The following is a 25,725-nucleotide window of genomic DNA, read 5'->3' as shown; positions in this document are numbered from 1 at the left end:
CCACAATGCGCCGAGGCGGCGCCGTTTTTTGTAAGAATTGAATCACAATACGCTAGTATGATTTCTTGTGCCAGCGGTCACATTTTCCGCCGGCCCCACAGGGAAAACGCTCTCGATGACCTCGTTCACTCTCAGCTCCGATGACTGGTTAACGCGTGAAACGCAGTTCGCTGCCTTCGCCACCGGGCCGCTGCTGGATTTTTGGCGGCTGCGGGAAGAGGGCGAGTTCAGCGGCGTGGACGGCGTGCCGATCCGCTTTGTGCGTTTTCGCTCCGCGCGACATCAGCGGGTGGTGGTGGTCAGCCCCGGCCGCATCGAAAGCTACGTGAAATACCCCGAGGTGGCCTACGATCTGTTCCACTGCGGTTACGACGTGGTGATCGTCGATCATCGCGGCCAGGGGCGCTCCGGCCGTTTACTGGCGGATACGCACCGCGGTCATGTGGTAAACTTCGCCGACTATGTGGACGATTTCGAGCAGCTTTGGCAGCGCGAGGTCGAATCGCGCGGTTATCGGCAGCGCTTCGCGCTGGCGCATTCGATGGGCGGCGCGATCCTGGCGCAGTTCCTGCAGCGTCGGCCGCAGGCATTCGACGCGGCGGCGTTTTGCGCGCCGATGTTCGGCATCCAGTTGCCGATGCCGGTCTGGTTGGCCGACCGCATCCTCGACTGGGCGGAGAGCCGCCCGGCGATCCGCGACTACTACGCGGTGGGCACCGGCCAGTGGCGTCCGTTGCCTTATGTGGTCAACGTGTTGACCCACAGCCGCGAGCGCTATCGGCGCAGCCTGCGCTATTACGCCGATTACCCCGAGCTGCAGGTGGGCGGGCCGACCTACCATTGGGTGCGGGAGAGCATCCGCGCCGGCCGGCAGATTATCGCTCAGGCCGGGGAGATAACAACGCCGCTGTTGCTTTTGCAGGCCGGTGAGGAACGGGTGGTCGACAACCGTTCGCATCAGGCTTTTTGTCAGGCTCTGTCAGACGCGGGGCGCCCTTGCGAAGGGGGGCTCCCGTGGGTTATCAACGGCGCACGCCATGAGATCCTGTTCGAGCGGGACGCGATGCGCGCCGAAGCACTGAACGCAATCCTGCGCTTCTTTGCTCAACACTTAGGCGGCGCGCTGCCGCCGACAACTCCATCAGAGGTTAGAACATAACGCTATGTATCACGTCGTCGCTTCCGATTTAGATGGCACTCTGCTGTCTCCCGACCATACCCTGTCGCCGTACGCCAAAGAAACGCTGAAGTTGCTGACCCAGCGCGGCGTGCATTTCGTGTTCGCCACCGGCCGCCACCATATCGACGTGGCGCAGATCCGCGATAGCCTGGAGATCAGCGCCTTTATGATCACCTCCAACGGCGCGCGGGTGCACAACACCGCCGGCGAGTTGATCTTCAGCCATAACCTGGACGGGGATATCGCCCGCGATCTGTACGGTATGCTGCACGACGATCCGGAGATCACCACCAACGTCTACCGTAACGATGACTGGTTCATCAACCGCGAAAGCCCTGAGCAGGAAGAGTTCTTCCGAGAATCCGTATTCAAATATCAGCTGTTCGAGCCGGGCCTGCTTGAAACCGACGGCGTCTGTAAGGTCTACTTCACCTGCGAAGATCACGAGCGGCTGCTGCAGGTGGAAGATGCCATCAACGCGCGCTGGGGCGATCGGGTCAATGTCAGCTTCTCGTTCCCGACCTGCCTGGAAGTGATGGCGGGCGGCGTGTCGAAAGGGCATGCGCTGGAAGAAGTGGCCAAAATCATCGGCTATACGCTGCAAGAGTGCATCGCCTTCGGCGACGGCATGAACGATCTGGAGATGCTGTCGATGGCCGGCAAGGGCTGCATCATGCGCGACGCGCATCAGCGCCTGAAGGATATGCTGCCGGAGCTGGAAGTGATCGGCTCCAACGTCGATAACGCGGTGCCGCACTACCTGCGCAAGATGTTCCTCTGAAATAACCCGGCCGTTTCTCTGAAATAACAAGGGCGCCTTGCGGCGCCCTTAAAGTCAATCATAAACCGGATGACGTTGCCGAGCTGACAGAAGGCAATATCTAAAAAAACAAGGAAAATCAATTTATTGATTTTCGACTGATATCCACAAAGGAGGAAAAACCACGCTTTTTCCTTCTTTGTCAGCAATCCAAGGGCGCCTTGCGGCGCCCTTGGCATTACTTGTGCTGGCCCTGCTTCTGCAGGAACTGCACGCCCTTGTCCGGGAAGTCGGTGAACACACCGTCGACGCCGGCCTGGTTGTAAATCACGTCATACAGCTGGTTCACGTCGGTCACGTACTTCGGCAGCGCATCGGCGCGGATGGTGAACGGGTGCACCGCCAGCTTGCTGGCGTGCGCTTCTTTCACCATGTCGGTCAGCACGATGTGGCCCGGCTTGGATTGATCCGCCACGACCAGCATGTGGTAGTCCGGCCCGATGCCGTCGGCATACTGAGCGATTTTCTTCATCGCGCCCGGCTTGAACATCCAGTCGTAGTCGTATTCTACCCACTTGCCGTCGGCTTTCTGCTCGTAGGTTTCCTGCCAGTCGTTATAGGCGATCAGCTGCACCAGCTTCAGATCCATGCCCAGCTTCGGCTCCAGCTCGTTCTTGATGCGTTTGAGCTCGTTGGCGTCGAAGCACTGCAGGTAGACGTTATCGTTCTTGCCGGTGTAACCGTACTGCTTGAGCACCGCCAGCACTTTGCTGGAGATGTCTTTGCCTTCCTGTTTGTGGAACCAAGGCGCCTTGATTTCAGGGTAGATGCCGATGTTTTTGCCGGTCGAATGGTTCAGACCCTGCACGAACTCGATCTCCTCCTGGAAGGTGTGTACGCGGAAGTCGGATTTGCCCATCGGGAAGCGGCCAGGATAACCCTGTACCTTCTTGCCGTTTTCGATTTCAAAGCCTTCGGTGAACTTCAGCGATTTGATCTCCGCCAGCGTAAAGTCGATGGCGTAGTAGCGGCCGTCTTTGCGCGCGCGGTCCGGGAAGCGTTCGGCGACGTCGGTGACGCGATCGAGGTAATGGTCGTGCAGTACCACCAGCTCGTTGTCCTTGGTCATCACCAGATCTTGTTCGAGGTAATCGGCGCCCTGGGCGTAGGCCATCGCTTTCGCCGGCAGGGTGTGTTCCGGCAGGTAGCCGCTGGCGCCGCGGTGGGCGATCACCACTTTGTCCGCCGCCTGCGCGGCGCTGACCATCGAGGTGGCGAGAATGATCCCTGTCAGCAGGGCTTTGACTTGAGTCCGCATTCCGTTTTTCTCCGTGTTGTTGGGGGCAGGGTAGTAAAAAGGCCGCAGGGCGGCCTTTAAATCATGCAAAAGTCGTGTGACGCTTAACCGCGCTTGGCGGCGATTTCCGCGTGGTGTTTCTTTTCGTTCAGCATGGTCAGCAGCAGCAGGATAACCGCCAGCACGCCGCCGCCGATCATCACCATGAAGCCGCCGTCCCAACCGAAGAAGTCCACGGTGTAACCGACGATGGCGCTGGCCGCAACCGAGCCGCCCAGGTAGCCGAACAGGCCGGTGAAGCCCGCGGCGGTGCCGGCGGCTTTCTTCGGCGCCAGCTCCAGCGCGTGCAGGCCGATCAGCATCACTGGGCCGTAGATCAGGAAGCCGATGACCAGCATACAGATCATGTCCACGGTCGGGTTACCGGCCGGGTTCATCCAGAACACCACGGTGGCGATGGTCACCAGCGTCATGAAGAACACGCCGGTGGCGCCGCGGTTGCCTTTGAACACTTTGTCTGACATCCAGCCGCACAGCAGGGTGCCCGGGATACCGGCGTATTCATACAGGAAGTAGGCCCAGGACGACTTGTCCAGCGCGAAGTGTTTCACTTCTTTCAGGTAGGTCGGCGACCAGTCCAGAATGCCGTAACGCAGCAGATAGACGAACACGTTGGCGACCGCGATGTACCACAGCAGCTTGTTCGGCAGAATGTACTGCATGAAGATCTGCTTGGCGGTCAGCTCTTCTTCGTCTTTTTCGCTGTAGTCGTCCGGATAGTCGTTTTTGTACTCTTCAATCGGCGGCAGGCCGCAGGATTGCGGGGTGTCGCGCATCAGGGCGAAGGCGATCAGGGCCACCAGGATGGCGCCGAAGGCCGGCATGTACAGCGCCGCGTGCCAGTCGTTGAACCAGGCCATACCCAGCAGGAACAGCAGCGGCGGCAGGCCGCCACCCACGTTGTGGGCGCAGTTCCAGATGGAAACGATGCCGCCGCGTTCTTTCTGCGACCACCAGTGCACCATGGTGCGGCCGCACGGCGGCCAACCCATGCCCTGGAACCAGCCGCACAGGAACAGCAGGACGAACATGATGGCGATGCTGGAGGTGGCCCATGGCACGAAGCCCATGAACAACATCACCGCCGCCGCCAGGATCAGGCCGGCGGGCAGGAACACCCGCGGGTTGGAACGGTCGGAGACCGAACCCATGATGAATTTGGAGAAGCCGTAGGCGATGGAAATGCCCGACAGCGCGAAGCCGAGGTCACCGCGGCTGAAGCCTTGTTCGATCAGGTAAGGCATGGCCAGGGTGAAGTTCTTACGCACCAGATAGTAAGCGGCGTAACCGAAGAAGATCCCCAGGAAAATTTGCCAGCGCAGCTTACGGTAGAGCGGGTCTACCTTATCGCTCGGCACACGGGCGGTGTGTGCGGCCGGCTTAAAAATACTCAACATGAGCGCCTCCGATGGCTTTATCTGTTATCACATCAATATGACCTTTTACGTTCATTTGATGATTGAGCGGATATCGAATGTGGTGTTTTTGTGTTCCATAACGAGCGCCATTGTCATCAAATACGCCTGGTGTCGCTGTGACGAATGGCGCAATTGTTACACTTTCATGAAACCACGGCGGATTTTGAGCGATTCGTTAACGTTATGAAATAGAAAAACGTCCAAAAATCGTGATTATGATCACATTGATGGTTTTTTGTGGACATTTTTATTTCGTTTCATGTTCGTTATTGTTCCTTATCAAACAAAGACCCTAATAACCGTGGCTCAATAGGCTCATAACTACCGATCCTGAGGGAGCGACATGAGCAGCTATTTTGACGGCGGCGAAACGGATGTGATCATCATCGGCGGCGGTGCCACCGGTGCAGGCATCGCCCGCGACTGTGCGCGGCGCGGCTTGCGCTGCATCTTGCTGGAGCGCCACGACATCGCCACCGGCGCCACCGGCCGCAACCACGGTTTACTGCACAGCGGCGCGCGCTATGCGGTGACCGACGGCGAGTCGGCGCGCGAGTGCATCGAAGAGAACCGCATCCTGAAACGCATTGCCCACCACTGCATCGAGCGCACCGATGGGCTGTTCATCACCCTGCCGCAGGACTCGCTGGACTATCAGCAACAGTTTATCGCCGCCTGTCGCCAGGCCGACATCGACGCCGAAGCGATCGACCCGCAGCTGGCGCTGCGCCTGGAGCCGGCGGCCAACCCGGCGCTGATCGGCGCGGTGCGGGTGCCGGACGGCACCGTCGATCCCTTCCGGCTGACCGCCGCCAACATGCTGGATGCGCGTGAACACGGCGCGCAGATCCTGACCTACCACCAGGTGGTGGGGCTGCTGCGCAGCGGCGACCGGGTGACGGGCGTGCGCGTTTACGACCATCAGAATCAGCGGCGTTATGAGCTGCATGCGCCGGTGGTGGTCAACGCCGCCGGCATCTGGGGCCAGCAGATCGCCGAATACGCTGACTTGCGCATCCGCATGTTCCCGGCCAAAGGGGCGCTGCTGATCCTCGGCCACCGCATCAACAACATGGTGATCAACCGCTGCCGCAAACCGGCAGACGCCGACATCCTGGTGCCGGGTGACACCATCTCGCTGATCGGCACCACCTCGACCCATATCGATTACGATCAAATTGACAACATGCTGGTGACCCCGCAGGAGGTGGACATTCTGATCCGCGAGGGAGCGCTGCTGGCGCCCACCCTGGCGCAGACCCGCATTCTGCGCGCCTACGCCGGGGTGCGGCCGCTGGTGGCCAGCGACGACGATCCCAGCGGGCGCAACGTCAGCCGCGGCATCGTGCTGCTCGATCACGCCGCTCGCGACGGGCTGGAAGGGTTTATCACCATCACCGGCGGCAAGCTGATGACCTACCGCCTGATGGCGGAGTGGGCCACCGACAAGGTGTGTGAAAAGCTTGGCGTAAACCGCCCGTGCACCACCGCGCAGGATGCGTTGCCCGGCTCCCGCCAGTCGGCAGAGGAAACGGTGCGCAGCGTGGTTTCTCTGCCCGCCAGCATTCGCGGCTCGGCAATTTACCGCCACGGCGATCGCGCCAGCCAGGTGCCGGCGGCCGATCGGCTCGACACCAGCCTGGTGTGCGAATGCGAGGCGGTGACCGCCGGGGAAGTGCGCTATGCGGTCAACTCGTTGACCGTCAATAACCTGGTGGATCTGCGCCGCCGCACCCGCGTCGGCATGGGCACCTGCCAGGGGGAACTCTGCGCCTGCCGCGCCGCCGGGCTGCTGACGCGCTTCAAGGTCAGCACGCCGCAGCAGTCCATTGCGCAGCTGTCGCAGTTCCTCAACGAACGGTGGAAAGGCGTACGGCCGATCGCCTGGGGCGACGCGCTGCGTGAGAGTGAATTTACCAGTTGGGTTTACCAGGGGTTATGCGGGCTTGAGGCCCAGGCCGACAAGGAGCAGGAGGCGGATGATGCGATTTGACGTAGTGGTGATTGGTGGCGGCCTGGCGGGCCTGAGCTGCGCCATTGCCGTGGCCGAACAGGGCAAACGCTGCGCGGTGGTCAGTTCCGGCCAGAGCGCGCTCTACTTCTCCTCCGGCTCGCTCGATCTGCTGGCGAGATTGCCGGACGGCACGCCGGTCGAGATGCCGCTGGCGGCGCTACCGCAGCTGGCGCAGCAGGCGCCGCAGCATCCGTATGCCCTGATCGGGCCCGGTCGGGTGGCGGCGTTGTCCGCCGCCGCACAGCGGCTGCTGGCGCGCTGCGGGCTGCAGCTGCAGGGTGAGGGCGCCAATAACCATTTGCGCATTACGCCGCTAGGCACGCGCCGCGCCACCTGGCTCAGCCCGCAGGCGATCCCGACGCTGCCGCTGACCGGCCAACTGCCGTGGCGGCGCATCGCGGTGATCGGCATCGAGGGGTTCCTCGACTTCCAGCCGCAGATGGCCGCCGACTCCCTGAGCCGCGAGCTCGGCGTAGAGACGGAGGTAGCCTATCTGCACATGCCGGCGCTGGACAGATTGCGCAATAACCCCAGTGAGTTCCGCGCGGTGAACATCGCCCGGGTGCTGGATTTGATGGAAAGCCTGCCGCCGATGGCCGAGGAGCTGCGGCGGTTGGCGGGCGAGGCCGACGCGCTCTTCCTGCCGGCCTGTTTGGGATTGGAGGACGACGCGTCGCTGGCGGTGCTGCAGGATGCGGTCGGCAAACCGATCCGGCTGCTGCCGACGCTGCCGCCTTCGGTGCCCGGCATGCGCTTGCATCAGGCGTTGCGGCGGCGTTTCCAACAGCTGGGCGGCGTTTTCATGCCTGGCGACAGCGTGCTGCGCGCCGAGTGTGAAGCCGGCCGTGTCACCGGCCTGTATACCCGCAACCACGGCGATATTCCGCTGCGGGCACAGCAGGTGGTGCTGGCCAGCGGCAGCTTCTTCAGCAACGGGCTGGTGGCGGATTTCGACGGGGTGCGCGAGCCGATCTTCGGACTGGACGTGCACAGCCGCGCCGATCGCGCCGACTGGAGCCGGCGCGAGCTGTTTGCACCGCAGCCTTATCTGCAGTTTGGCGTGCGCACCGACGGCAGGCTGCGGGCGATGAAGCAGGGAATGCCGTTCGACAATCTGTATGCCATCGGCGCGGTCGCCGGCGGCTACGATCCGCTGCAGCAGGGTTGCGGCGCCGGCGTGTCATTGATCGGTGCGCTGCACGTCGCGCAGCAGATCGCCGCGGAGGAAAACGCATGAGCCTGCATCAGGACCACAGCTTTGAAAGCTGCATCAAATGCACCGTCTGCACCACCTACTGCCCGGTCGCCAAAGTGAACCCGCTCTATCCGGGGCCAAAACAGGCGGGGCCGGACGGCGAGCGGCTGCGGCTGAAAGATCCGGCGCTGTACGACGAAGCGCTGAAATACTGCACCAACTGCAAGCGTTGTGAAGTGGCCTGCCCGTCCGACGTCAAAATCGGCGACATCATTCAGCGCGCCCGCGCCGACTTCGCCCAGAGCAAGCCGACGCTGCGCGACGCCATCCTCAGCCACACCGACATCATGGGCTCGCTGTCGACGCCGTTCGCGCCGATCGTCAACGCCGCTACCGGGCTGAAACCGGTGCGCAAGCTGTTGGACAAGGCGCTGAAGATCGATCACCGTCGCGAGCTGCCGAAATACTCGTTCGGCACTTTCCGCCGCTGGTACCGGCAACAGGCCCAGGATCAGCAGCGTTATGCCGAGCAGGTGGCGTTTTTCCACGGCTGCTTCGTCAACTATAACCATCCGCAGCTGGGCAAGGATTTGATCCGGGTGTTCAACGCGCTGGATATCGGCGTGCAGCTGCTGAAACGCGAGAAATGCTGCGGCGTGCCGCTGATTGCCAACGGGTTTATCGATCAGGCCAAAAAGCAGGCCAGGGTCAACGCCGAGTCGCTGCATGAAGCGGTGCTGGAGCGCGGCATTCCGGTGGTGGCGACCTCATCGAGCTGCACCTTCACCCTGCGCGACGAATACCCCCATCTGCTGGACGTGGACACTACCCCGGTGCGCGATCGGGTGGAGCTGGCGACGCGCTATCTCTATCGCCTGATCAATCAGGGGCGCAGCCTGCCGCTGAAGCACACGCCGCTGCGGGTGGCTTATCACACGCCTTGCCATATGGAGAAGATGGGCTGGACCGCCTACACGCTGGAGCTGCTGCGGCAGATACCGGGGCTGGAGCTGGTGGTGCTGGATTCCCAGTGCTGCGGCATCGCTGGCACCTACGGGTTTAAATCGGAGAACTACGCCACTTCGCAAGGCATCGGCGCGCCGCTGTTTCGGCAGATCGAAGAGAGCGGGGTGGATCTGGTGGTGACCGACTGCGAGACCTGCAAATGGCAGATAGAAATGTCCACCAGCAAGCGCTGTGAACATCCGATCGCCCTGCTGGCGCAGGCGTTGGCGTAAAAACTCAAGGGCCGGCAAGCCGGCCCTCTGTGGGATTACTGCTTCAGCTTCAGGGTGGAGATGATGCCTTCGGCTTCGGTCTGCGCCTGCTGCTGATTGTCCGCCGGCAGCGTCACCTGAATGGTCAGCATGTTGTTGTTCAGCGAGCCGATCAGGACGGAGGAATAGGCTTTTTCGCCGCTGCTGGTGATGATGCTGTCCAGCTGACGCAGCGGCACGCCGTTGACGTCGAGCGCCTTGTTGGTGATCACCTGCAGGTTGGCGTCACGCGCGCGCTGGGTATTCTCCAGGCGCTTGGCCAGAGTCTCCAGGCTGTCGGCGGTCTTGTCGCCCAGGATCACGATCACCGCGCGCTGACCAGTGCTGTCTGCGTAAACATGCATGTTGTTGGCCTGGTTACCCAGCTTGCCGCTCTGATCCGCCATGCCGACCGGCAGGGTGAACGCCAGTTTACCGTCCAGCAGGCTCACCTGCTGCCCGGCCGGTGCGCTGGCCGCCGCGCCGTCTGGCGCTGCCTTGGTGTCTTTGGTGTTGCCGTCGCAGGCCGCGAGGCCAAGCGCCAGCAGGCTGATACCCATCAATTTCGCTACTTTACGCATCGGGCTTCCTTATTCCTTTCCGGTAGGGATTCACTGTCGTATCGCAACCTATTCCAGGTTGAAATGCAAGGCAGATGTTGTCACAAGTTTTTTTCCAGTAATAGCCGATAATCAGCCACTTCGCCTTTCTTTTCCAGCTGAACAATCTGATAGTGATGGGTGAGCAGCATCGTCAGCATGGCGCGGAACCGGTTACGGGTTTTTGACCGTCAGCTGGCGATAGCCCTGCGCCCGCGCCCAGCGTTCCTGTTCGGCCAGCAAGGCCTGCGCCACGCTGTGGCGACGGAAGGCCGGCAGCACGCCACCCAACCAGCTGTAGAACACCGTTTCCTGCCGTTGATAACCGAGCTTGAAACCGGCCGGCTGGCCGTCGATTTCGGCGATCAACAGGCTGGCGGGGGCGGGGCCGATGCGCCGCTGCAGATCGGCCAGGCTATGCAGGCTGCCGAATTCGGGGATGCGTTGGTAAAGGCGGTGGATTTCTTCGAGCGTGGCGGTGCGGACGATTGGGGTCATGAGCGGCCTCCAAAGGATAGGGCCGCCCAGAATAGCACGGCTCAGCTCAGCTCAGCTCAGCTGCAGGCTGCCGCTGCGCGCCGCGATGCGTTTGAGCAGCATGTTCAGCAACACGCCGTACATCGGCAGGAAGAACAGCAGGCAGATCATCACCTTGAAGCTGTAATCCACCAGCGCGATCTCCACCCAGTTGTTGGCCATGAAGGGATCGCTGCTCTTGTAGAAGGCGATGAAGAAGAACGCCAGCGTATCGCTGATGTTGCCGAAGAACATCGCCGCCGCCGGCGCTACCCACCAGGCGCTGCGCTGGCGCAGGCGGTTGAAGACGTGAACGTCGAGGATCTGGCCGAGCACGTAGGCCATAAAGCTGGCGACGGCGATGCGCGCCACGAACAGGTTAAAACTGCCCAGCGCCGCGAATCCCTGCCACTCTCCCTGATAGGTGACGGTGGAGATCACGTAAGAGATGAACAGCGCCGGCACCATCACCGCCAGGATAATCCGCCGCGCCAGCGGCGCGCCGAAAATGCGCACGGTCAGATCGGTCGCCAGGAAGATAAACGGGAAGGTAAAGGCGCCCCAGGTGGTATGGAAGCCGAAAACGGTGATCGGCAGCTGCACCAGGTAGTTGCTGGAGGTAATGATGGCGATATGAAACAGCGAAAGCCAGACCAACGCCGTGAAGCGCTGCTGTGCGGTAAACGAATACATGTTGTAGCCTTTTTAGCAGTGGGGTGAGGGAACCCAGTGTGTCTTGTCAAAACAGCAAAAAACGCTGCGCGGCGGCATGATACGCGTTTGCGCAACCAATGCAATGGTTAAATTTAACGCAAACGTTAACGCATCTTGCGCAGAAAAACTACCGGCGTAAACTAGGCGCTAATGAGATGCGGCGAGCGTTCGCCGATCGTTTTTGAACGAGAAAAATTGCATGACTGACTTATTTGCCCAGGCAGACCAGACGCTCGACGCGCTGGGCCTGCGTTGCCCGGAACCGGTGATGATGGTGCGTAAAACCGTGCGCCATATGGACAACGGCGAAACGCTGCTGATTATCGCCGACGATCCGGCCACCACCCGCGATATTCCGGGGTTCTGCCGCTTTATGGAACACACGTTGGTGGCGCAGGAGACCGAGCAGGCGCCATACCGTTATCTGTTACGTAAAGGTGTATAGTTTTTAATCGTCTCGTGAGATAAGCTCCCTGCGATTGGGGAGCGTTCGAAGGGGACAAACGATGAGTATTTTACTGCTGCCTACGGTTGCCAAGATGGAAAATGAGGAGCGTACACAGGGCTATGAGCGCTGGTTTCTTGAAAGAGTTCAGGAAGCCATGGATGAGCCACGGCCCGGTATTCCTCATGATGACGTGATGGCTGAAATGGATGCTGTTATCGCTGCTGCAGAAGCCAGGATCAAAGCGAAGCAGGCATAATGCTCAACATCGAATGGACTCGAGTCGCACGTCAGGATCTGGGGGAGATTGTGGGATTTATCGCCAATGATAACCCTCTGGCGGCCAGAAAAATGAAGGCTCTCATCATGGAGGCCGTCATTCCCGCCGCCAGACATCCTCGAATTTTCCGGCGCGGCAGAGTGGACGGCACGCATGAAATCCCCCTGCATCCCCATTATCTCCTGGTTTACCAGGTGCTGGAAACTCACATCCGGGTGTTGCGGGTTTTACATACGCGCCGACAATATCCTTAATATCGCCGCTGCAATCGATAATGCCGGGTTTCCATTGAGGAACCCGGCCTGGCGCCGCGTTATTGGCGCTTTTTCAACAGCCGCAGCGCGTTGGCGGTGACCAGCGCGGTGGCGCCGGAGTCTGCCAGCACCGCCAGCCACAAACCGGTCAGCCCCAGCAGGCTGGTGATCAGGAAGACCCCCTTCAGCCCCAATGCGATGGTGATGTTTTGCCGGATATTGGCGTGGGTGGCGCGCGAGATGCGGATCATCTCCGCGACGCCTACCAGCCGGTTGTGGGTCAGGGCGGCGTCGGCGGTTTCCAATGCCACGTCGGTGCCGCTGCCCATGGCGATGCCGATGCTGGAGGCCTTCATCGCCGGGGCGTCGTTGATGCCGTCGCCGATCATCGCCGTCGGGCGCAGTTCGCTCAGTTCGGTGACCGCGCTGACCTTATCTTCCGGCAGCAGACCGGCGCGATAGTCGAGGCCCAGCTCGCCGGCGATCGCTGCGGCGGCGCGCGGGTTGTCGCCGGTCAGCATCACGCCGCGAATGCCCAGCGCGTTCAGTTCGGCTATGGCCTGTTTGGCGTCGCCGCGCAGCGTATCGCGCAGCGCCAGCAAGCCGATGGGCGCGCCGTCTTCCAGCACCACCACTGCCGTTTTGCCGGCGTTTTCCAGCTTGTCTACCTGGCTCTGCCATTGGGCGTCGAGCAGGCCCGGTGCCAGCTTGCCCGGCGCGCTGATCAGCACGGTCTTGCCGTCCACGATCCCTTCCACGCCGACGCCGGCCAGCGCGCGGCGCGCCTGCGCCAGCGGCAGCTCCGTCCCGCTTTCGGCGGCGCGGTTGATGATCGCCTGCGCCAGCGGGTGATGTGAACCGGCTTCCACCGCGGCGGCAAGCTGCAGCAGCCGCTGTTCGGTGAGCGTGCCGATCGGCAGCACGTCGGTCACCGTCGGCTTACCTTCGGTCAGGGTACCGGTTTTATCGAAGGCGATAGTTTGGATCTGGCCCAGTTGCTCCAGCGCCGCACCGCCTTTAATCAGCGCACCGCGCCGCGTGGCAGCCGCCAACCCGGACGTAATGGCCGCCGGGGTCGAGATCACCAATGCGCATGGGCAGCCGATCAGCAGCAGCGTCAGGCCGCGATAGATCCAGGTATCCCACGGCTGTGAGAACAACAGCGGCGGCACCAGGATCACCGCGACGGCCAGCAGCATAATGGCCGGGGTGTAGTAACGGCTGAACCGATCGAGGAAGCGTTCGATCGGCGCGCGGCGCTCTTCGGCCTCTTCAATCAGCTGCAAAATGCGGTCGATGGCGTTTTTGCCGGGCTCGGAGATCACCTTCATCTGCGCCGCCTGATCGACGGACAGGCTGCCGGCGGCCACTTTCTCACCCTGTTGGCGCTCGACCGGCACCGATTCGCCGGTCAGGGCGCTTTCGTCGAAGCTGGCGAAAGGATTGAGCAGCGCGGCGTCGGCCGGCAGGCGCCCGCCGGGTGCGATTTCAATCACATCGCCCGGACGCAGGCTGGCGACCGGCACGCGTTTGCGCTCCGCACCTTGCAGCAGCAGCGCATCTTCCGGCACCAGCTCCATCAGCGCCGTCACCCCGCGCCGCGCGCGGTTGGCGGCGTAGGATTCCAGCAGTTCACCGACCATAAACAGCAGCAGCACCATCGCCGCCTCGGCGGTGGCGCCGATGAACAGCGCGCCGATGGCCGCCACGCTCATCAGCGTTTCGATGGCGAACGGCGTGCCGGAACGAATCAGACGCAGCGCCTTGGCGGCGACCGGTGCCAATCCGACCAGCGTGGTGGCGATAAAGGCGATGCGGCCCAGCTCCGGGTTAACCCGATCCAGCACCCAACTGACGACCATCAGGGTGGCTAACAGCAGCAGCGGTGCGAATTCGCCGAAGCGTGAGGTTTTCGGCGCGGCGGCTTTGGCGGTCTGAGTGCCGAGCAGGGTAAAGCCGGCTTGGGCGACCGCGTCCTGGATCCGCAGGCTGATGTCGGACTGCGCGTCGACCACCAGTTTCTCGGTGGCGAACAACACGCGCGCGCTGTCGACGCCGGGGAGTGCGGTGACGGCATTTTCGATTTTCTTGGCGCAGCTGGGGCAGTCCATACCGGTGACTTTCCAGCTGAAACGTTGGCTACCGGAAGGGGGAGCGGCGGCCAGCCTGTCGCTTTCCTCGTCCGGATCGTCGGGCGCGGCGGTGCAGCAGCCGCTATCGCCATGATCGTGATGGTGGTGGGCGTGTTCGGCCTGTGCGGCGGCGTTTTTCGGCTCGCTGCTGCAGCCATGCTGAGTTTTGCTGTGGCTGTGGTTGCAGCCGCATCCGCCTTCGGCGTGATGATGTTCCTGATGATTATGGTTTTGCTGGTTGTGCATAACGTCCCCCCTTCGGGCTGTTAAACGGGTTTGCTCAGCTGACTCTACACCCTGGAGTCAACTCCAGAGTCAAGCGCCGGATGAGAATTATTGCTAACGGCGTTCGAGTGTATAAAGGGGTATTCATTCAATAATGAATAATGCGAATTTAAATCTATAGGCTTTTCTTATCCCCTATTTGGGTGAAAAGCCTCACTGCCGTTAGTTTAAATAAGAAAATAATATTCCTATAGAAACTAAAAAGTCGCCTGACCTAATAATAAAGAGTTATTAACCTATAACGCTTTAGCAAAATTTACCTTTTTGCCCGTACCAAGCCAGCATGATTCGCTTGTGCCTGCAGGCCGCATTGTTATTGAAGTTTGGTGCCAACTTATCCTCGTTAAGTTTCATTTGTTTTGTAAATAAACCTAAAAAGCAGCATAACAAACTTTCGTTTAGACAATAAAAGGTTGATTATTTTATGTTCAGTTTCGCGGCCCTGCCTATAATTGGAATCGATTACCATTTTTAATGGCAATCTTATTTGCTGATATATATGCATTAATTCTACCTAATACACTGCCGACAACGGCGCATAAGCCCCTTCCAGCAAGCTTAAGGTTCATTCACCGTAGCTTACGGGGAGGTTATGTCTATCTGTCTGATTGATAGCGATCAGATAATGAGTGGAATCGAACCAATGCAATCTACTAAAAAGGCAATTGAAATTACTGAATCCAACTTCGCAGCCGCTAAAACCGGCTACGATGCTGTAGCCGACCTGCTGCATTATCATGAGCGTGGCAACGGGATTCAGATTAATGGCAAGGATTCATTTTCTAACGAGCAAGCTGGGCTGTTTATTACCCGAGAGAATCAAACCTGGAACGGTTACAAGGTATTTGGCCAGCCGGTTAAATTAACCTTCTCCTTCCCGGACTATAAGTTCTCTGCCACCAACGTCGCCGGCGACACCGGGCTGAGCAAGTTCAGCGCGGAACAGCAGCAGCAGGCTAAGCTGTCGCTGCAGTCCTGGGCCGACGTCGCCAATATCACCTTCACCGAAGTGGCGGCCGGTCAAAAAGCCAACATCACCTTCGGCAACTACAGCCAGGATCGCCCCGGCCACTATGATTACGGCACTCAGGCCTATGCCTTCCTGCCGAACACCATTTGGCAGGGTCAGGATCTGGGCGGCCAGACCTGGTACAACGTCAACCAATCCAACGTGAAACACCCGGCGACCGAAGACTACGGCCGCCAGACGTTCACCCATGAGATTGGCCATGCGCTGGGCCTGAGCCACCCGGGCGATTACAACGCCGGTGAAGGCAACCCAACCTACCGCGACGCCACTTATGCGGAAGATACCCGCCAGTTCAGCCTGATGAGCTACTGGAGCGAAACCAACACCGGTGGGGATAACGGCGGTCATTACGCCGCTGCTCCGCTGCTGGATGACATTGCCGCCATTCAACATCTGTATGGCGCCAATCTGTCGACCCGCACCGGCGACACCGTGTACGGCTTTAACTCCAACACCGGTCGTGACTTCCTCAGCACCACCAGCAACTCGCAAAAACTGATCTTTGCGGTCTGGGATGCGGGCGGCAACGATACCTTCGACTTCTCCGGTTACACCGCGAACCAGCGCATCAACCTGAATGAGAAATCGTTCTCCGACGTGGGCGGTTTGAAGGGCAACGTCTCGATCGCCGCCGGGGTGACCATCGAGAACGCCATTGGCGGTTCCGGCAATGACGTGATCGTCGGCAACGCGGCCAACAACGTGCTGAAAGGCGGCGCGGGCAATGACGTGCTGTTCGGCGGCGGCGGGGCGGATGAGCTGTGGGGCGGTTCCGGCCAGGATACCTTCGTGTTCACCGCTGCCAGCGATTCTGCACCGGGTGCTTCGGACTGGATCCGCGACTTCCAGAAAGGGATCGACAAAATTGACCTGTCGTTCTTCAACAAAGAGGCGCAGAGCAGCGATTTCATCCACTTCGTCGATCATTTCAGCGGCGCGGCCGGTGAAGCACTGCTCAGCTACAATGCTTCCAACAACGTGACCGATCTGGCGGTGAACATCGGGGGTCATCAGTCGCCGGACTTCCTGGTGAAAATCGTCGGTCAGGTAGACGTCGCCACCGACTTTATCGTGTAACACAGCAACGACACGCCCGGCGCAGTCTCGGCCGGGCGTGATGTGGGAGCCCGGTATGAAAGGTACTTTAACGCACACCGCTCTGGCGGCGGGCGGCATGATGGTGACGAGTGCGGTCATGGCCGGCAGCCTGGCGCTGCCGACCGCGCAGTCGCTGGCGGGGCAATGGCAGGTTGCCGACAGCGAACGGCAATGCCAAATCGAGTTTTTGGCGAATGAGCAAAGTGAAACCAACGGCTATCAGCTGGTGGATCGGCAACGTTGTCTGCAAAGCGTGTTTGCGGCCGAGGTGGTGGGCTGGCGCCCGGCGCCGGATGGCATCGCCCTGCTGCGGGCGGATGGCAGCACGCTGGCGTTCTTCTCGCGCGACGGCGATCTGTATCGCAATCAGCTGGGCGCCGATGATGCCTTAACGTTGAAAGCGTTGGCTTGATGTGGAAACGGGTTCGGCGTGCCGAACCCGCGGCAGGTCGTTACAGGTAGAGTGAGCGCACGATCAGGAAGTGGCCGGAGAAGTAACAGAAAGCGACGATGGCGTCCGCTGCGCGGAAGGTGAAACGGTAGCGGTTGATCAGCCAAACGACGTTGGCCAGCAGCAATAGCGAGGTGCCGGTCAGCAGCGAGAAGCCGAAATCGGTGCTGCGCAGGAAATATTGTTCGCCCGCCAACCAGACCATCAGCAGCGTCATCGCCACGTAGGTGACGATCGGCCAGCGCATCTCTTCCAGCCGGGTCCAAAGGGTGGCCAGCAGCAACGCGCCTATCACCAGCAGCGCCAGCGGCAGCGGCCAGAACAGACTGAACGTCATCTGGCTGGCGAAGCTCAGGGTATACAGCAGGTGGGAGAGGAAAAAGGCGCCGATGGCGTACAGTACCCGCTCGCGCGGCAACAGGAGCAGCGCGTCGCCGATCAGCGTCGCCAGCAGGCCGAGTACGATCAGATAACCTGCCGCGCTGAGCACCGGCGCCTGCCAGGCCAACAGCAACAGCAGCAGCAGCGTGACGGGTTTGAACACCCAGCGTTGCCAGCGCGGCCCACGGTATGAGGCGTCGACGAACAGCCAACCGGAAAAGAATACGGCAAGAAACGGCCAACTCATTGATGTCTTCCTTATGTATGAGGGAGCCGCAACAACCGGCTCCAAACTGTCACCCATGTCACTTCTTATTTCAGTGTAGGTAGCCTGCCGACGATCGACAATGCTTTCTTGAGAATGCTATGTTTACGCCGATTTGGCCGTGAAGGAAATGGGGAAACCGATGAGCAAGCCACCGTTGTTTTTTGTCGCCGTGATTGCGCTGATCGCCGTGCTGGCCACGCAACGCTATTTCAAACAGCGCCAGCAGGAGGCGGAAAACGACCGTGCACCGATGCGCAGTCTGCAGGTGACGGTGAGCGACAAGCGCAGCTTCCCGGTCGCCAAAACCCGTGCGCCGCAGCGCGAACCGCTGGTCAATGAGCCGATGTATTACGAGGTGGTGTTCCGCCCGGTACAGGGCGGTGAAGACATCACGCTTCGGCTGAAACAGTGGCAATACAACCCGATAGAAAAAGGCGCGCAGGGCACGTTGAACATGCAGGGCACGCGCTTCGTCTCTTTCACCGTTAAGCCGTAGCGGTCACTTTTTCTTGATGGGCGGCTGTTTCTTCTGCCAGGCCAACAGCTCGAACACGCCAAAGATAAAGATCTTGGCTTCTTGCCAGTAGCTGATCGGCTGATCCTTCGGCTGGGTGGATTTCAGCAGCACCAGCTGCAGGCCGTGCATCACCACCATGAAGAACAGCGCCACGTCGATGAAATATTTCAGCGGCTTGGGAAACGGATGGAACAGGTTAGAGAGCAGGAAGCCCCACACGCACAGCATCAGCAGGCGGCCCAGATTAATCAGCATGGTCGGTTTTCTCTTGCGAACGAATATAAAGGCGATAGGCCACCTGGCCGGCGACTTTCTCCCGATGCAGCTGCCAGCTGGCAGGCACGTCCGCCGCGGCGCTTTCCGCCTCGGCTTCTACATAGATCCAGGCCTCGTCGGCCAGCCAGCCTCGCTGCTCCAGCAACAAGGCGGTCTCCGCCAGCAGGCCTTTGCGAAACGGCGGATCGAGAAACACCACGTCAAACGGTTGGCCCTCGCCCGCCAGCCAGCTCAGCGCGTTGGTGTTGATAACCACCCCTTTGCCCTGCAGCAGCGCCAGATTTTTTTCCAGCTGCTGCGCCACCGGTCGTTCGAATTCCAGCAGCGTGGCGCTGCCGGCGTAGCGCGACAGCGCTTCCAGCCCTAATGCGCCGCTGCCGGCGAAACAGTCCAGACAGCGCGCGCCCTGAATCACCGGCGCCAGCCAGTTGAACAGGGTTTCGCGCACCCGATCGGTGGTGGGGCGCAGCCCCGGGCTGTTCGGCACCGGAAGCTTGCGACCGCGCCATTGGCCGCCGATGATGCGGATCTGTCCGGCTGCGGCCTGGGGCGGTTTTTTGGCCGCCGCCCGTGGCGAGAGTCTTGTCATAAGCGTTGTTTGATTTCTTTTACGGCGCGGGGCCGCAGAGGTTAACGAAAAGTTGTCCCTATTCTACCGGTGACGGGCGTCGGGGGGAACGGTAAAACGTTGTTGTCTGATTTCACACCGGAAAGCATGCCGGATGCGTGTTGCTGCGCGAGGGAAAGTGATAGACTCGGCGGATTATTGTCAGCATATATCCTTCAGGTATGTAGGGTAAGCGAGCCTTCGGTACGGAGTAGAGTCATAACATGGCAAAAGATAAGAAACGTGGGTTTTTCTCCTGGCTGGGCTTTGGCCAGAAGGAAAAGGAAGAAGAGCAACAGCAACCTGAGCAGCCGGTAGAGCAGGCGGAGCCTCAGGCTGCGGAGACGCCGGCTGAACCGGCAGCCGCCAAGCTGGATGACAAGCTCCCCGCCCAGGAATCTGAACCTGCCGCCTCCGTCGACACCCCGGGAGAGTGGGATAACGGTCAGGCCGGCGAACAAATCGCGGAGAACCTGCCGGCGGCGGCCGAACACCCAACGTCGCAAGCGTTGGCCGAAGAGATTGTCAGCGTGACCGAGCAGGTAGTGGCGCAGCAGCAGCCGATCGTCGAGCCAGAGCCGGTTGTCGAACCTGAGCCGGTTGTGGAACCTGAGCCGGTCGTTGAGCTCGAGCCGATCGCCGAGCCTGAGCCGATCGCCGAGCCTGAGCCGATTGTTGAGCCCGAGCCGATTGTTGAGTCCGAGCCTGTCGTTGAACCTGAGCCGGTTGTTGAACCTGAGCCGGTTGTTGAGCCCGAGCCGGTCGTCGAACCTGAGCCTGTCGTCGAGCCTGAGCCAGTCGTCGAGCCAGAACCCGAGCAGGAAGAAGAAGAACCGTTTGAACCTGTGGTGCCGGCCGCTGCGCAAGAGCAGGAGCGCCCGACCAAAGAAGGCTTCTTCGCTCGCCTGAAGCGCAGCCTGCTGAAGACCAAGCAAAACCTCGGCTCCGGCTTTATGGGGCTGTTCCGCGGTAAAAAGATCGACGACGACCTGTTCGACGAGTTGGAAGAACAGCTGCTGATCGCCGATGTCGGCGTAGAAACCACGCGCAAGATCATCACCTCCCTGACCCAGCACGCCAGCCGCAAGCAGCTGAAAGACGCCGAAGCGCTGTACGGCAAGCTGAAGGAGGAAATGTCCGAAATTCTGGCCAAGGTCGATCAGCCGCTGGATGTCAGCGGGAAAACCCCGTATGTCATCCTGATGGTCGGCGTGAACGGCGTGGGTAAAACCACCACCATCGGTAAGCTGGCGCGTCAGTTCCAGGCGGAAGGCAAGTCGGTGATGCTGGCGGCGGGGGATACTTTCCGCGCCGCGGCGGTAGAGCAGCTGCAGGTGTGGGGCGAACGCAACCGCATCCCGGTGGTGGCGCAGCATACCGGCGCGGATTCCGCTTCGGTGATCTTCGATGCGGTGCAGGCTGCCAAAGCGCGCGGCATCGATGTCTTGATCGCCGATACCGCCGGCCGTCTGCAGAACAAATCGCACCTGATGGAAGAGCTGAAGAAGATCGTCCGCGTCATGAAAAAACTGGACGACCAGGCCCCCCATGAGGTTATGCTGACGCTCGATGCCAGCACCGGCCAGAATGCGGTCAGTCAGGCGAAATTATTTAATGAGGCCGTGGGCTTAACCGGCATCACGCTGACTAAACTGGACGGTACCGCCAAGGGCGGGGTGATCTTCGCCATCGCCGATCAGTTCGGTATCCCGATTCGCTATATCGGCGTCGGGGAAGGCATCGAAGATTTGCGGCCGTTTAAGGCTGACGATTTTATTGAGGCACTTTTTGCCCGAGAGGATTAATACGGATGATTCGCTTTGAACAGGTCAGTAAAGCTTATCTGGGCGGACGGCAAGCGCTGCAGGGGGTCGATTTCCATCTGCGCCCGGCGGAAATGGCGTTTCTGACCGGCCATTCCGGCGCGGGGAAAAGTACCCTGCTGAAACTGATTTGCGGTATCGAACGGCCCAGCGCCGGGCACATCTGGTTTGGCGGCCACGACATCAGCCGTTTGAAAAACCGCGAGGTGCCGTTCCTGCGTCGGCAGATCGGCATGATCTTCCAGGATCACCATCTGCTGCTGGATCGCACGGTGTATGACAACGTGGCGATGCCGCTGATCATCGCCGGCGCCAGCACCGAAGACATCCGTCGCCGCGTCTCCGCCGCGCTGGACAAGGTCGGTTTGCTGGATAAAGCGAAAAACTTCCCGATTCAGCTGTCCGGCGGTGAGCAGCAGCGCGTGGGCATCGCCCGTGCGGTGGTGAACAAGCCGGCGGTGCTGCTGGCGGATGAACCGACCGGCAACCTGGACGACGCGCTGTCGGAAGGCATTCTGCGCCTGTTTGAAGAATTCAACCGCGTCGGCGTCACCGTATTAATGGCGACGCACGACACCGGGCTTATCGCCCGCCGTAATTACCGCATCCTGACGCTGAGTCAGGGCCGCATGCAAGGGGGCGCTCACCATGGCCAATAACGCAAAAACCGCCAAGAGCAAGGCGCTGCGCGGCGGCTGGCGCGAACAGTGGCGTTATGCCTGGATGAACGCCATCAAAGACATGCTGCGTCAGCCGTTGGCGACGCTGCTGACGGTGATGGTGATCGCCATCTCCCTGACGCTGCCGAGCGTGTGCTACATCGTGTGGAAAAACGTCAGCACCGCGGCCAGCCAGTGGTACCCGACGCCGCAGCTGACGGTCTACCTGGATAAATCGCTCGATGACGACGCGGCGCTGAAAGTGCTCGACGCCATCAAGGCGGAAGCCGGTGTGGAGAAGGTGAACTACCTGTCGCGTGAAGAAGCGCGCGGCGAGTTCCGTAACTGGTCGGGCTTTGGCGGCGCGTTGGACATGCTGGAAGAGAACCCGCTGCCGGCGGTGGCGATCGTCACGCCGAAGATGAGCTTCCAGAGTTCGGATACCCTCAACACCCTGCGCGATCGCGTGGCGGCGGTGCAGGGCGTGGAAGAAGTGCGTATGGATGACAGCTGGTTTGCCCGCCTGGCGGCGCTCACCGGGCTGGCGGGCCAGATTGCGGCGATCATCGGCGTGCTGATGATCGTGGCGGTGTTCCTGGTGATCGGCAACAGCGTGCGTCTGAGCATCTTCAGCCGTCGCGACACCATCAACGTGATGAAGCTGATCGGCGCCACCGACGGCTTTATCCTGCGGCCGTTCCTCAACGGCGGGGCGATGCTGGGCTTTGCCGGCGCGCTGCTGTCGCTGGTGCTCTCCGGCGCGCTGGTGTGGCAGCTGGAGTCGGTAGTCGCCGGGGTAGCCAAGGTATTCGGCACCACCTTCACCCTGCACGGGCTGGGCTGGGATGAGGCGCTGCTGCTGCTGATCATCTCCGCGATGATCGGCTGGATCGCCGCCTGGCTGGCGACAGTGCAACATTTACGCCGATTTACACCACAGTAAGATTTTTTTGGTATACTCTTCTCCTGCTGCTTTTGATCGCGTTGCGGGAGAAGAGTGACCTCAAGCGAAGTCAGCACCACATCTCTCTTCTTAGCGCACAAATTCCCTATCGGCCTGCACCCTCGTCACGTATTGTCAGCAACAATGCTTGCAAAAAAGGGTGAACTTATAGGGCGGAGTACGGTCAAAAATTAGCAGCAAATGTTAAGGTGCCCGGCGTGTGGAACCGCTTTTGCTTCAGCAACTGCCGTAGAATCAATCATTTCCCCGCTGTAATAATCACCTGCATGATTTTGTATTCTCATAGAGAGGGTTTGAATGACCAAAGAAATGCAAACTTTAGCCTTAGTACCCCAAGGTAGCTTGGAAGCCTATATCCGGGCAGCCAACGCCTATCCGATGCTGACGGCAGAGGAAGAGCGGGAGCTGGCTGAACGGCTGCATTATCAGGGCGATCTGGATGCCGCTAAGCAGCTCATCCTGTCTCACCTGCGCTTTGTCGCTCATATTGCCCGCAACTATTCAGGCTACGGTCTGCCGCAGGCGGACCTGATTCAGGAAGGCAATATCGGCCTGATGAAAGCCGTTCGCCGCTTCAACCCTGAAGTCGGCGTGCGTCTGGTTTCCTTTGCGGTGCATTGGATTAAGGCGGAAATCCACGAGTACGTATTGCGCAACTGGCGCATCGTGAAAGTGGCGACCACCAAAGCGCAGCGCAAGCTGTTCTTTAACCTGCGCAAAACCAAACAGCGTTTGGGCTGGTTCAACCAGGACGAAGTGGAGCTGGTGGCCCGCGAGCTGGGCGTAACCAGCAAAGACGTGCGCGAGATGGAATCTCGCATGGCGGCGCAGGACATGACCTTCGATCCGACGCCGGACGACGAGGCCCGCGATGGCCAGGCGATGGCGCCGGTGCTGTACCTGCAGGACAAGAGCTCCGACTTCGCCGAAGGCATCGAGGAAGATAACTGGGAAAGCAACGCCGCAGACAAACTGGCCTATGCGCTGGAAGGTCTGGACGAGCGCAGCCAGCATATCATCCGCGCCCGTTGGCTGGACGACGACAACAAGTCGACGCTGCAGGAGCTGGCCGATCAGTACGGCGTTTCCGCCGAGCGCGTGCGCCAGCTGGAAAAGAACGCCATGAAGAAATTGAAAATGGCGATCGAAGCCTGAGTCGATGCGATATTCGAAAAAAAAGCCCGGCAAGCCGGGCTTTTTCATGCCTGAAATTCGGCGTTATGGCGCCACGGCGGCGAAGTCCGGCGCCGGGCAGTCGTAGCCGAATTTTGCCGCCCACGGGTAGCGGGTGCCGGTGTTGATGTAGCGCTGATAAAGCGCCCGGCCGGTCTTGGCGTCGCGCTTGATAACCCAGCTGGCGGCGTTACACAGCACGGCGGCGTAGGCCTGGCTTTTCGGCGGCAGCAGATCGGCCGCCTGTTGCGCCAACCCCACGGCCTGCCAGCGATAGTGCAGGAAACGGTTGTCCTGTGCCGGCAGCGCCGCCTTGGCGCGCGCCGCTTCTGCGTTGTCTATCCAGCTTTTGTGCTTCAGCTCGCGAGTATCGAACGCATCCCCCAGATAGGAATAGCCGGCGCCATAGATGGCGTAGTCCGGCGTCATCTCATAGCCGGTAAATTCGAGCCCCTGGGCACGCAGCAGGTTGGCGGCGCGATAGTAAGCCTGCGCGCGCGTCAGCGGCGCGGCGGACTTATCCTTGGCGGCCTTCAGCTCGTCGGCATACTGCTGCGCCGCCTGGCGGTAGTTAGGGATATCGAAGTAGGCCTGCGCCTCCGCGGCCCGCCCGGCGCGCATCAAGCGCCGCGCCAGCAGCTCGCGCAGCTGCACTTCCGGCGTGATCTGCTGGCCGCCGTAGTCGTCCGGGTTAACCGGCTTGAGCGGCGTCGTCGGCGCCGGGGCGTGCTTATCGACAAAGCCTTTCAACTCATCGACGGTCAGCACGCGCTCTGCCACATCGGCCACGTCGGCCCAGTAGAGCGCCTTGCCGCGATACAGCAGGTCCATCGCCTGCAGATAGTCGCCGCGGTTCAGCGCCAGGATAGCCTGTTCGCCGGCCACCCGGCACTCGGGCACGATGGTTTCCGCGACGAAGTCGGCGTTGCGCTGTTCGCCCCAGCTTTCGTCGGCGGGGAACGCGCTTGCCGCCTTGGCGTAGGCGGCGGTGGCGGCTTTCACATCACCGTCACGCAGCGCCATTTTGGCGCGCAGCCACCACGCCAGGCCGCTGTCGCCAGCGTTTTTCAGCAGGCTGGCCGCCATCGGATACTGCCCGGAACGGTAGGCCAATGCCGCCAGCCGATCGCTGCCGGCGAAGCCGCTTTTCACCGTGCCGTCCAGCAGCGCCAGGATCTGGCTGATGATCTGTGCGGAGCGGCCGTTGCCGTCGGTATCCGCCATCTGCAGGTTGCCGCTGCGGGCGAACAGTTCAATGGTCACCAGCTGTTGGATTAAGGGATCGCCGATAACCTGTTTCAGCGTTTCCAGATGGTCGGGATTGACCAGGAAACTGGAGACGTACTGCAGCGACTGCCCGCCGCTCGGATCGCCCTGCGCCGCCTGCTGGGCGTACAGGTGGGCGGCGGGAGCGACGTCACCCAGCCACAGGTGGATGCGCGCCTGCTGTCCGAGGCTGCTCAGCGCCAGTTGATCGGGATCGGCGGCGCCGCTTTTCACCCGTTCGATCACCTGCTGGAACGCCGCCAGCGCCTGTTCAAGTTCGGCTTTAGGCGGATGATTGGCGGCGGGAGCCGCTTCATCTGATTCATTCATCGGCGTGCCGTGGTCATTCATCAACACCCGTCCAAGCGAATACTGCGCCCGCAGTCCCCAGTCGCCCTGTTCGGCGGCCGGGAGCTTCAGCACCTGCTGGAAATACTCTGTGGCGCGCGGATCGTGGCTGGCGAACGCGACGGCGCCCAGTTGATAAAGGCGCGCGGCGTTGGACAACCCCTGCGTATTGACGGCGTCAGCCTCTTCTACCGTTTTGGCGGCGCGCATTTTGCCGATCGCCACCGTTTCCGGCGACTGCGGCATTGGTTTCGGCGGCATTGGCGGCGGCGGGGCTTGCCAGTGCGGCAGCTGCTTGTCCGACGGCACCAATCGGCCGGCTTCGAAGGCGAAATTACCCTCCGGCATATACAGCAGGGTGCCGTTGCGGTCGATCAGCAGCCGGTTAGGAAAATCCGGGCCGCAGGCATAGCCGTTCAGCGGCAGCGCCAGCGCGGCGCCGATCAGCATGGCCAGCGG

General features: G+C 60.7%; 24 protein-coding genes and 1 pseudogene. 15 read left to right on the top strand and 10 right to left on the bottom strand.

The features are described from left to right. Positions 1-115: 115 nt before the first annotated feature. Together pldB and yigL are read left to right on the top strand one after the other, a co-directional pair. Positions 116-1,159 (top strand): lysophospholipase L2, encoded by a 1,044-nt coding sequence (gene pldB, locus GF111_RS11985; RefSeq protein ID WP_047729431.1) that lies wholly within the window; start codon positions 116-118, stop codon positions 1,157-1,159. Between the two features lie 4 nt (positions 1,160-1,163). Next, on the top strand, positions 1,164-1,961 hold the full coding sequence (yigL, locus tag GF111_RS11980) for a sugar/pyridoxal phosphate phosphatase YigL (protein WP_047729429.1): 798 nt from the start codon (positions 1,164-1,166) through the stop codon (positions 1,959-1,961). A 217-nt stretch (positions 1,962-2,178) separates the two neighbouring features. On the opposite strand, the gene glpQ is transcribed toward yigL, so the two are convergent. Both glpQ and glpT read right to left on the bottom strand, forming a co-directional pair. Then, positions 2,179-3,258 carry a glycerophosphodiester phosphodiesterase gene (gene glpQ / locus GF111_RS11975; protein WP_015376272.1) on the bottom strand — a complete coding sequence of 360 codons (1,080 nt, stop codon included), beginning with the start codon at positions 3,256-3,258 and terminating at the stop codon, positions 2,179-2,181. A gap of 83 nt (positions 3,259-3,341) precedes the next feature. Continuing rightward, complete coding sequence (gene glpT, locus GF111_RS11970; protein ID WP_047729425.1) at positions 3,342-4,694, bottom strand: glycerol-3-phosphate transporter; 1,353 nt, start codon at positions 4,692-4,694, stop codon at positions 3,342-3,344. 364 nt (positions 4,695-5,058) lie between these two features. Here glpT and glpA point away from each other — a divergent pair, with 364 nt between their 5' ends. Genes glpA through glpC form a run of 3 tightly spaced genes read left to right on the top strand, consistent with a single transcriptional unit; the run spans position 5,059 to position 9,162 of the window. After that, a complete protein-coding gene (glpA, locus tag GF111_RS11965; protein WP_048795660.1) occupies positions 5,059-6,708 on the top strand; it encodes an anaerobic glycerol-3-phosphate dehydrogenase subunit A in 1,650 nt (549 codons plus the stop codon). Beyond that, positions 6,698-7,966 carry a glycerol-3-phosphate dehydrogenase subunit GlpB gene (gene glpB, locus GF111_RS11960; RefSeq protein WP_055313077.1) on the top strand — a complete coding sequence of 423 codons (1,269 nt, stop codon included), beginning with the start codon at positions 6,698-6,700 and terminating at the stop codon, positions 7,964-7,966. Before glpA ends, glpB begins: the two co-directional genes overlap by 11 nt. Then, positions 7,963-9,162, top strand: a complete 1,200-nt coding sequence (gene glpC / locus GF111_RS11955) for an anaerobic glycerol-3-phosphate dehydrogenase subunit GlpC (protein WP_055317090.1) — start codon at positions 7,963-7,965, stop codon at positions 9,160-9,162. The genes glpB and glpC overlap by 4 nt, the downstream gene beginning before the upstream one ends. A gap of 35 nt (positions 9,163-9,197) precedes the next feature. Here the strand turns inward: glpC and GF111_RS11950 are convergent, their stop codons facing one another. The 3 genes and pseudogenes from GF111_RS11950 to GF111_RS11940 form a co-directional block, all read right to left on the bottom strand. Next, the gene (locus tag GF111_RS11950; RefSeq protein ID WP_047729417.1) at positions 9,198-9,761 is read right to left on the bottom strand and encodes a DcrB family lipoprotein; all 564 of its coding nucleotides are present in this window, start codon (positions 9,759-9,761) and stop codon (positions 9,198-9,200) included. 80 nt (positions 9,762-9,841) lie between these two features. Next, positions 9,842-10,277 (bottom strand): annotated as a pseudogene (locus GF111_RS11945) (GNAT family N-acetyltransferase). A 51-nt stretch (positions 10,278-10,328) separates the two neighbouring features. Next, entirely contained in the window at positions 10,329-10,988 is a 660-nt protein-coding gene (locus GF111_RS11940) for a 7-cyano-7-deazaguanine/7-aminomethyl-7-deazaguanine transporter (protein WP_047729415.1), read from the bottom strand. 220 nt (positions 10,989-11,208) lie between these two features. Here GF111_RS11940 and tusA point away from each other — a divergent pair, with 220 nt between their 5' ends. The 3 genes from tusA to GF111_RS11925 all read left to right on the top strand — a co-directional run bounded on the left by tusA (position 11,209) and on the right by GF111_RS11925 (position 11,988). Continuing rightward, positions 11,209-11,454: a sulfurtransferase TusA gene (gene tusA / locus GF111_RS11935; RefSeq protein WP_025304890.1), complete on the top strand. Its 246-nt coding sequence runs from the start codon at positions 11,209-11,211 to the stop codon at positions 11,452-11,454. A gap of 61 nt (positions 11,455-11,515) precedes the next feature. Continuing rightward, on the top strand, positions 11,516-11,713 hold the full coding sequence (locus tag GF111_RS11930; protein WP_033649649.1) for a hypothetical protein: 198 nt from the start codon (positions 11,516-11,518) through the stop codon (positions 11,711-11,713). Then, a complete protein-coding gene (locus tag GF111_RS11925) occupies positions 11,713-11,988 on the top strand; it encodes a type II toxin-antitoxin system mRNA interferase toxin, RelE/StbE family (protein WP_048232401.1) in 276 nt (91 codons plus the stop codon). Before GF111_RS11930 ends, GF111_RS11925 begins: the two co-directional genes overlap by 1 nt. 59 nt (positions 11,989-12,047) lie before the next feature. On the opposite strand, the gene GF111_RS11920 is transcribed toward GF111_RS11925, so the two are convergent. Next, positions 12,048-14,366 (bottom strand): zinc/cadmium/mercury/lead-transporting ATPase, encoded by a 2,319-nt coding sequence (locus GF111_RS11920; RefSeq protein WP_048232403.1) that lies wholly within the window; start codon positions 14,364-14,366, stop codon positions 12,048-12,050. 682 nt (positions 14,367-15,048) lie between these two features. On the opposite strand from GF111_RS11920, the gene GF111_RS11915 reads away from it, so the two are divergent. Together GF111_RS11915 and GF111_RS11910 are read left to right on the top strand one after the other, a co-directional pair. Continuing rightward, the gene (locus tag GF111_RS11915) at positions 15,049-16,512 is read left to right on the top strand and encodes a serralysin family metalloprotease (protein ID WP_038874135.1); all 1,464 of its coding nucleotides are present in this window, start codon (positions 15,049-15,051) and stop codon (positions 16,510-16,512) included. A 55-nt stretch (positions 16,513-16,567) separates the two neighbouring features. Further along, positions 16,568-16,945 carry an AprI/Inh family metalloprotease inhibitor gene (locus GF111_RS11910; protein ID WP_047729408.1) on the top strand — a complete coding sequence of 126 codons (378 nt, stop codon included), beginning with the start codon at positions 16,568-16,570 and terminating at the stop codon, positions 16,943-16,945. 40 nt (positions 16,946-16,985) lie between these two features. On the opposite strand, the gene GF111_RS11905 is transcribed toward GF111_RS11910, so the two are convergent. After that, positions 16,986-17,612 (bottom strand): lysoplasmalogenase, encoded by a 627-nt coding sequence (locus GF111_RS11905; protein ID WP_047729406.1) that lies wholly within the window; start codon positions 17,610-17,612, stop codon positions 16,986-16,988. A 160-nt stretch (positions 17,613-17,772) separates the two neighbouring features. On the opposite strand from GF111_RS11905, the gene GF111_RS11900 reads away from it, so the two are divergent. Continuing rightward, on the top strand, positions 17,773-18,129 hold the full coding sequence (locus tag GF111_RS11900) for a DUF2500 domain-containing protein (protein ID WP_055317088.1): 357 nt from the start codon (positions 17,773-17,775) through the stop codon (positions 18,127-18,129). A gap of 3 nt (positions 18,130-18,132) precedes the next feature. On the opposite strand, the gene GF111_RS11895 is transcribed toward GF111_RS11900, so the two are convergent. Together GF111_RS11895 and rsmD are read right to left on the bottom strand one after the other, a co-directional pair. After that, on the bottom strand, positions 18,133-18,405 hold the full coding sequence (locus tag GF111_RS11895) for a DUF1145 family protein (RefSeq protein ID WP_004934327.1): 273 nt from the start codon (positions 18,403-18,405) through the stop codon (positions 18,133-18,135). Further along, a complete protein-coding gene (gene rsmD, locus GF111_RS11890; protein WP_033636678.1) occupies positions 18,395-19,015 on the bottom strand; it encodes a 16S rRNA (guanine(966)-N(2))-methyltransferase in 621 nt (206 codons plus the stop codon). Before rsmD ends, GF111_RS11895 begins: the two co-directional genes overlap by 11 nt. A gap of 242 nt (positions 19,016-19,257) precedes the next feature. Here rsmD and ftsY point away from each other — a divergent pair, with 242 nt between their 5' ends. From ftsY to rpoH, 4 genes are all read left to right on the top strand, one after another. Then, entirely contained in the window at positions 19,258-20,838 is a 1,581-nt protein-coding gene (gene ftsY, locus GF111_RS26710; RefSeq protein WP_147191388.1) for a signal recognition particle-docking protein FtsY, read from the top strand. A 5-nt stretch (positions 20,839-20,843) separates the two neighbouring features. After that, positions 20,844-21,515, top strand: a complete 672-nt coding sequence (gene ftsE, locus GF111_RS11875; protein ID WP_004934337.1) for a cell division ATP-binding protein FtsE — start codon at positions 20,844-20,846, stop codon at positions 21,513-21,515. Continuing rightward, entirely contained in the window at positions 21,505-22,458 is a 954-nt protein-coding gene (gene ftsX / locus GF111_RS11870) for a permease-like cell division protein FtsX (RefSeq protein ID WP_033636680.1), read from the top strand. The genes ftsE and ftsX overlap by 11 nt, the downstream gene beginning before the upstream one ends. 318 nt (positions 22,459-22,776) lie before the next feature. Continuing rightward, positions 22,777-23,634, top strand: a complete 858-nt coding sequence (rpoH, locus tag GF111_RS11865) for an RNA polymerase sigma factor RpoH (RefSeq protein WP_038874147.1) — start codon at positions 22,777-22,779, stop codon at positions 23,632-23,634. Between the two features lie 63 nt (positions 23,635-23,697). Here the strand turns inward: rpoH and GF111_RS11860 are convergent, their stop codons facing one another. Beyond that, positions 23,698-25,716, bottom strand: coding sequence for a hypothetical protein (locus GF111_RS11860; protein WP_370633553.1), 2,019 nt, complete (start codon positions 25,714-25,716; stop codon positions 23,698-23,700). Positions 25,717-25,725 lie beyond the last annotated feature (9 nt).

It is taken from the genome of Serratia sp. HRI, assembly GCF_010119335.3.
Classification (GTDB): Bacteria; Pseudomonadota; Gammaproteobacteria; order Enterobacterales; family Enterobacteriaceae; genus Serratia; species Serratia nevei.
The sequence above is the reverse complement of the archived record's forward strand: the minus strand, read 5'-3'. Positions and strand labels throughout refer to the sequence as shown.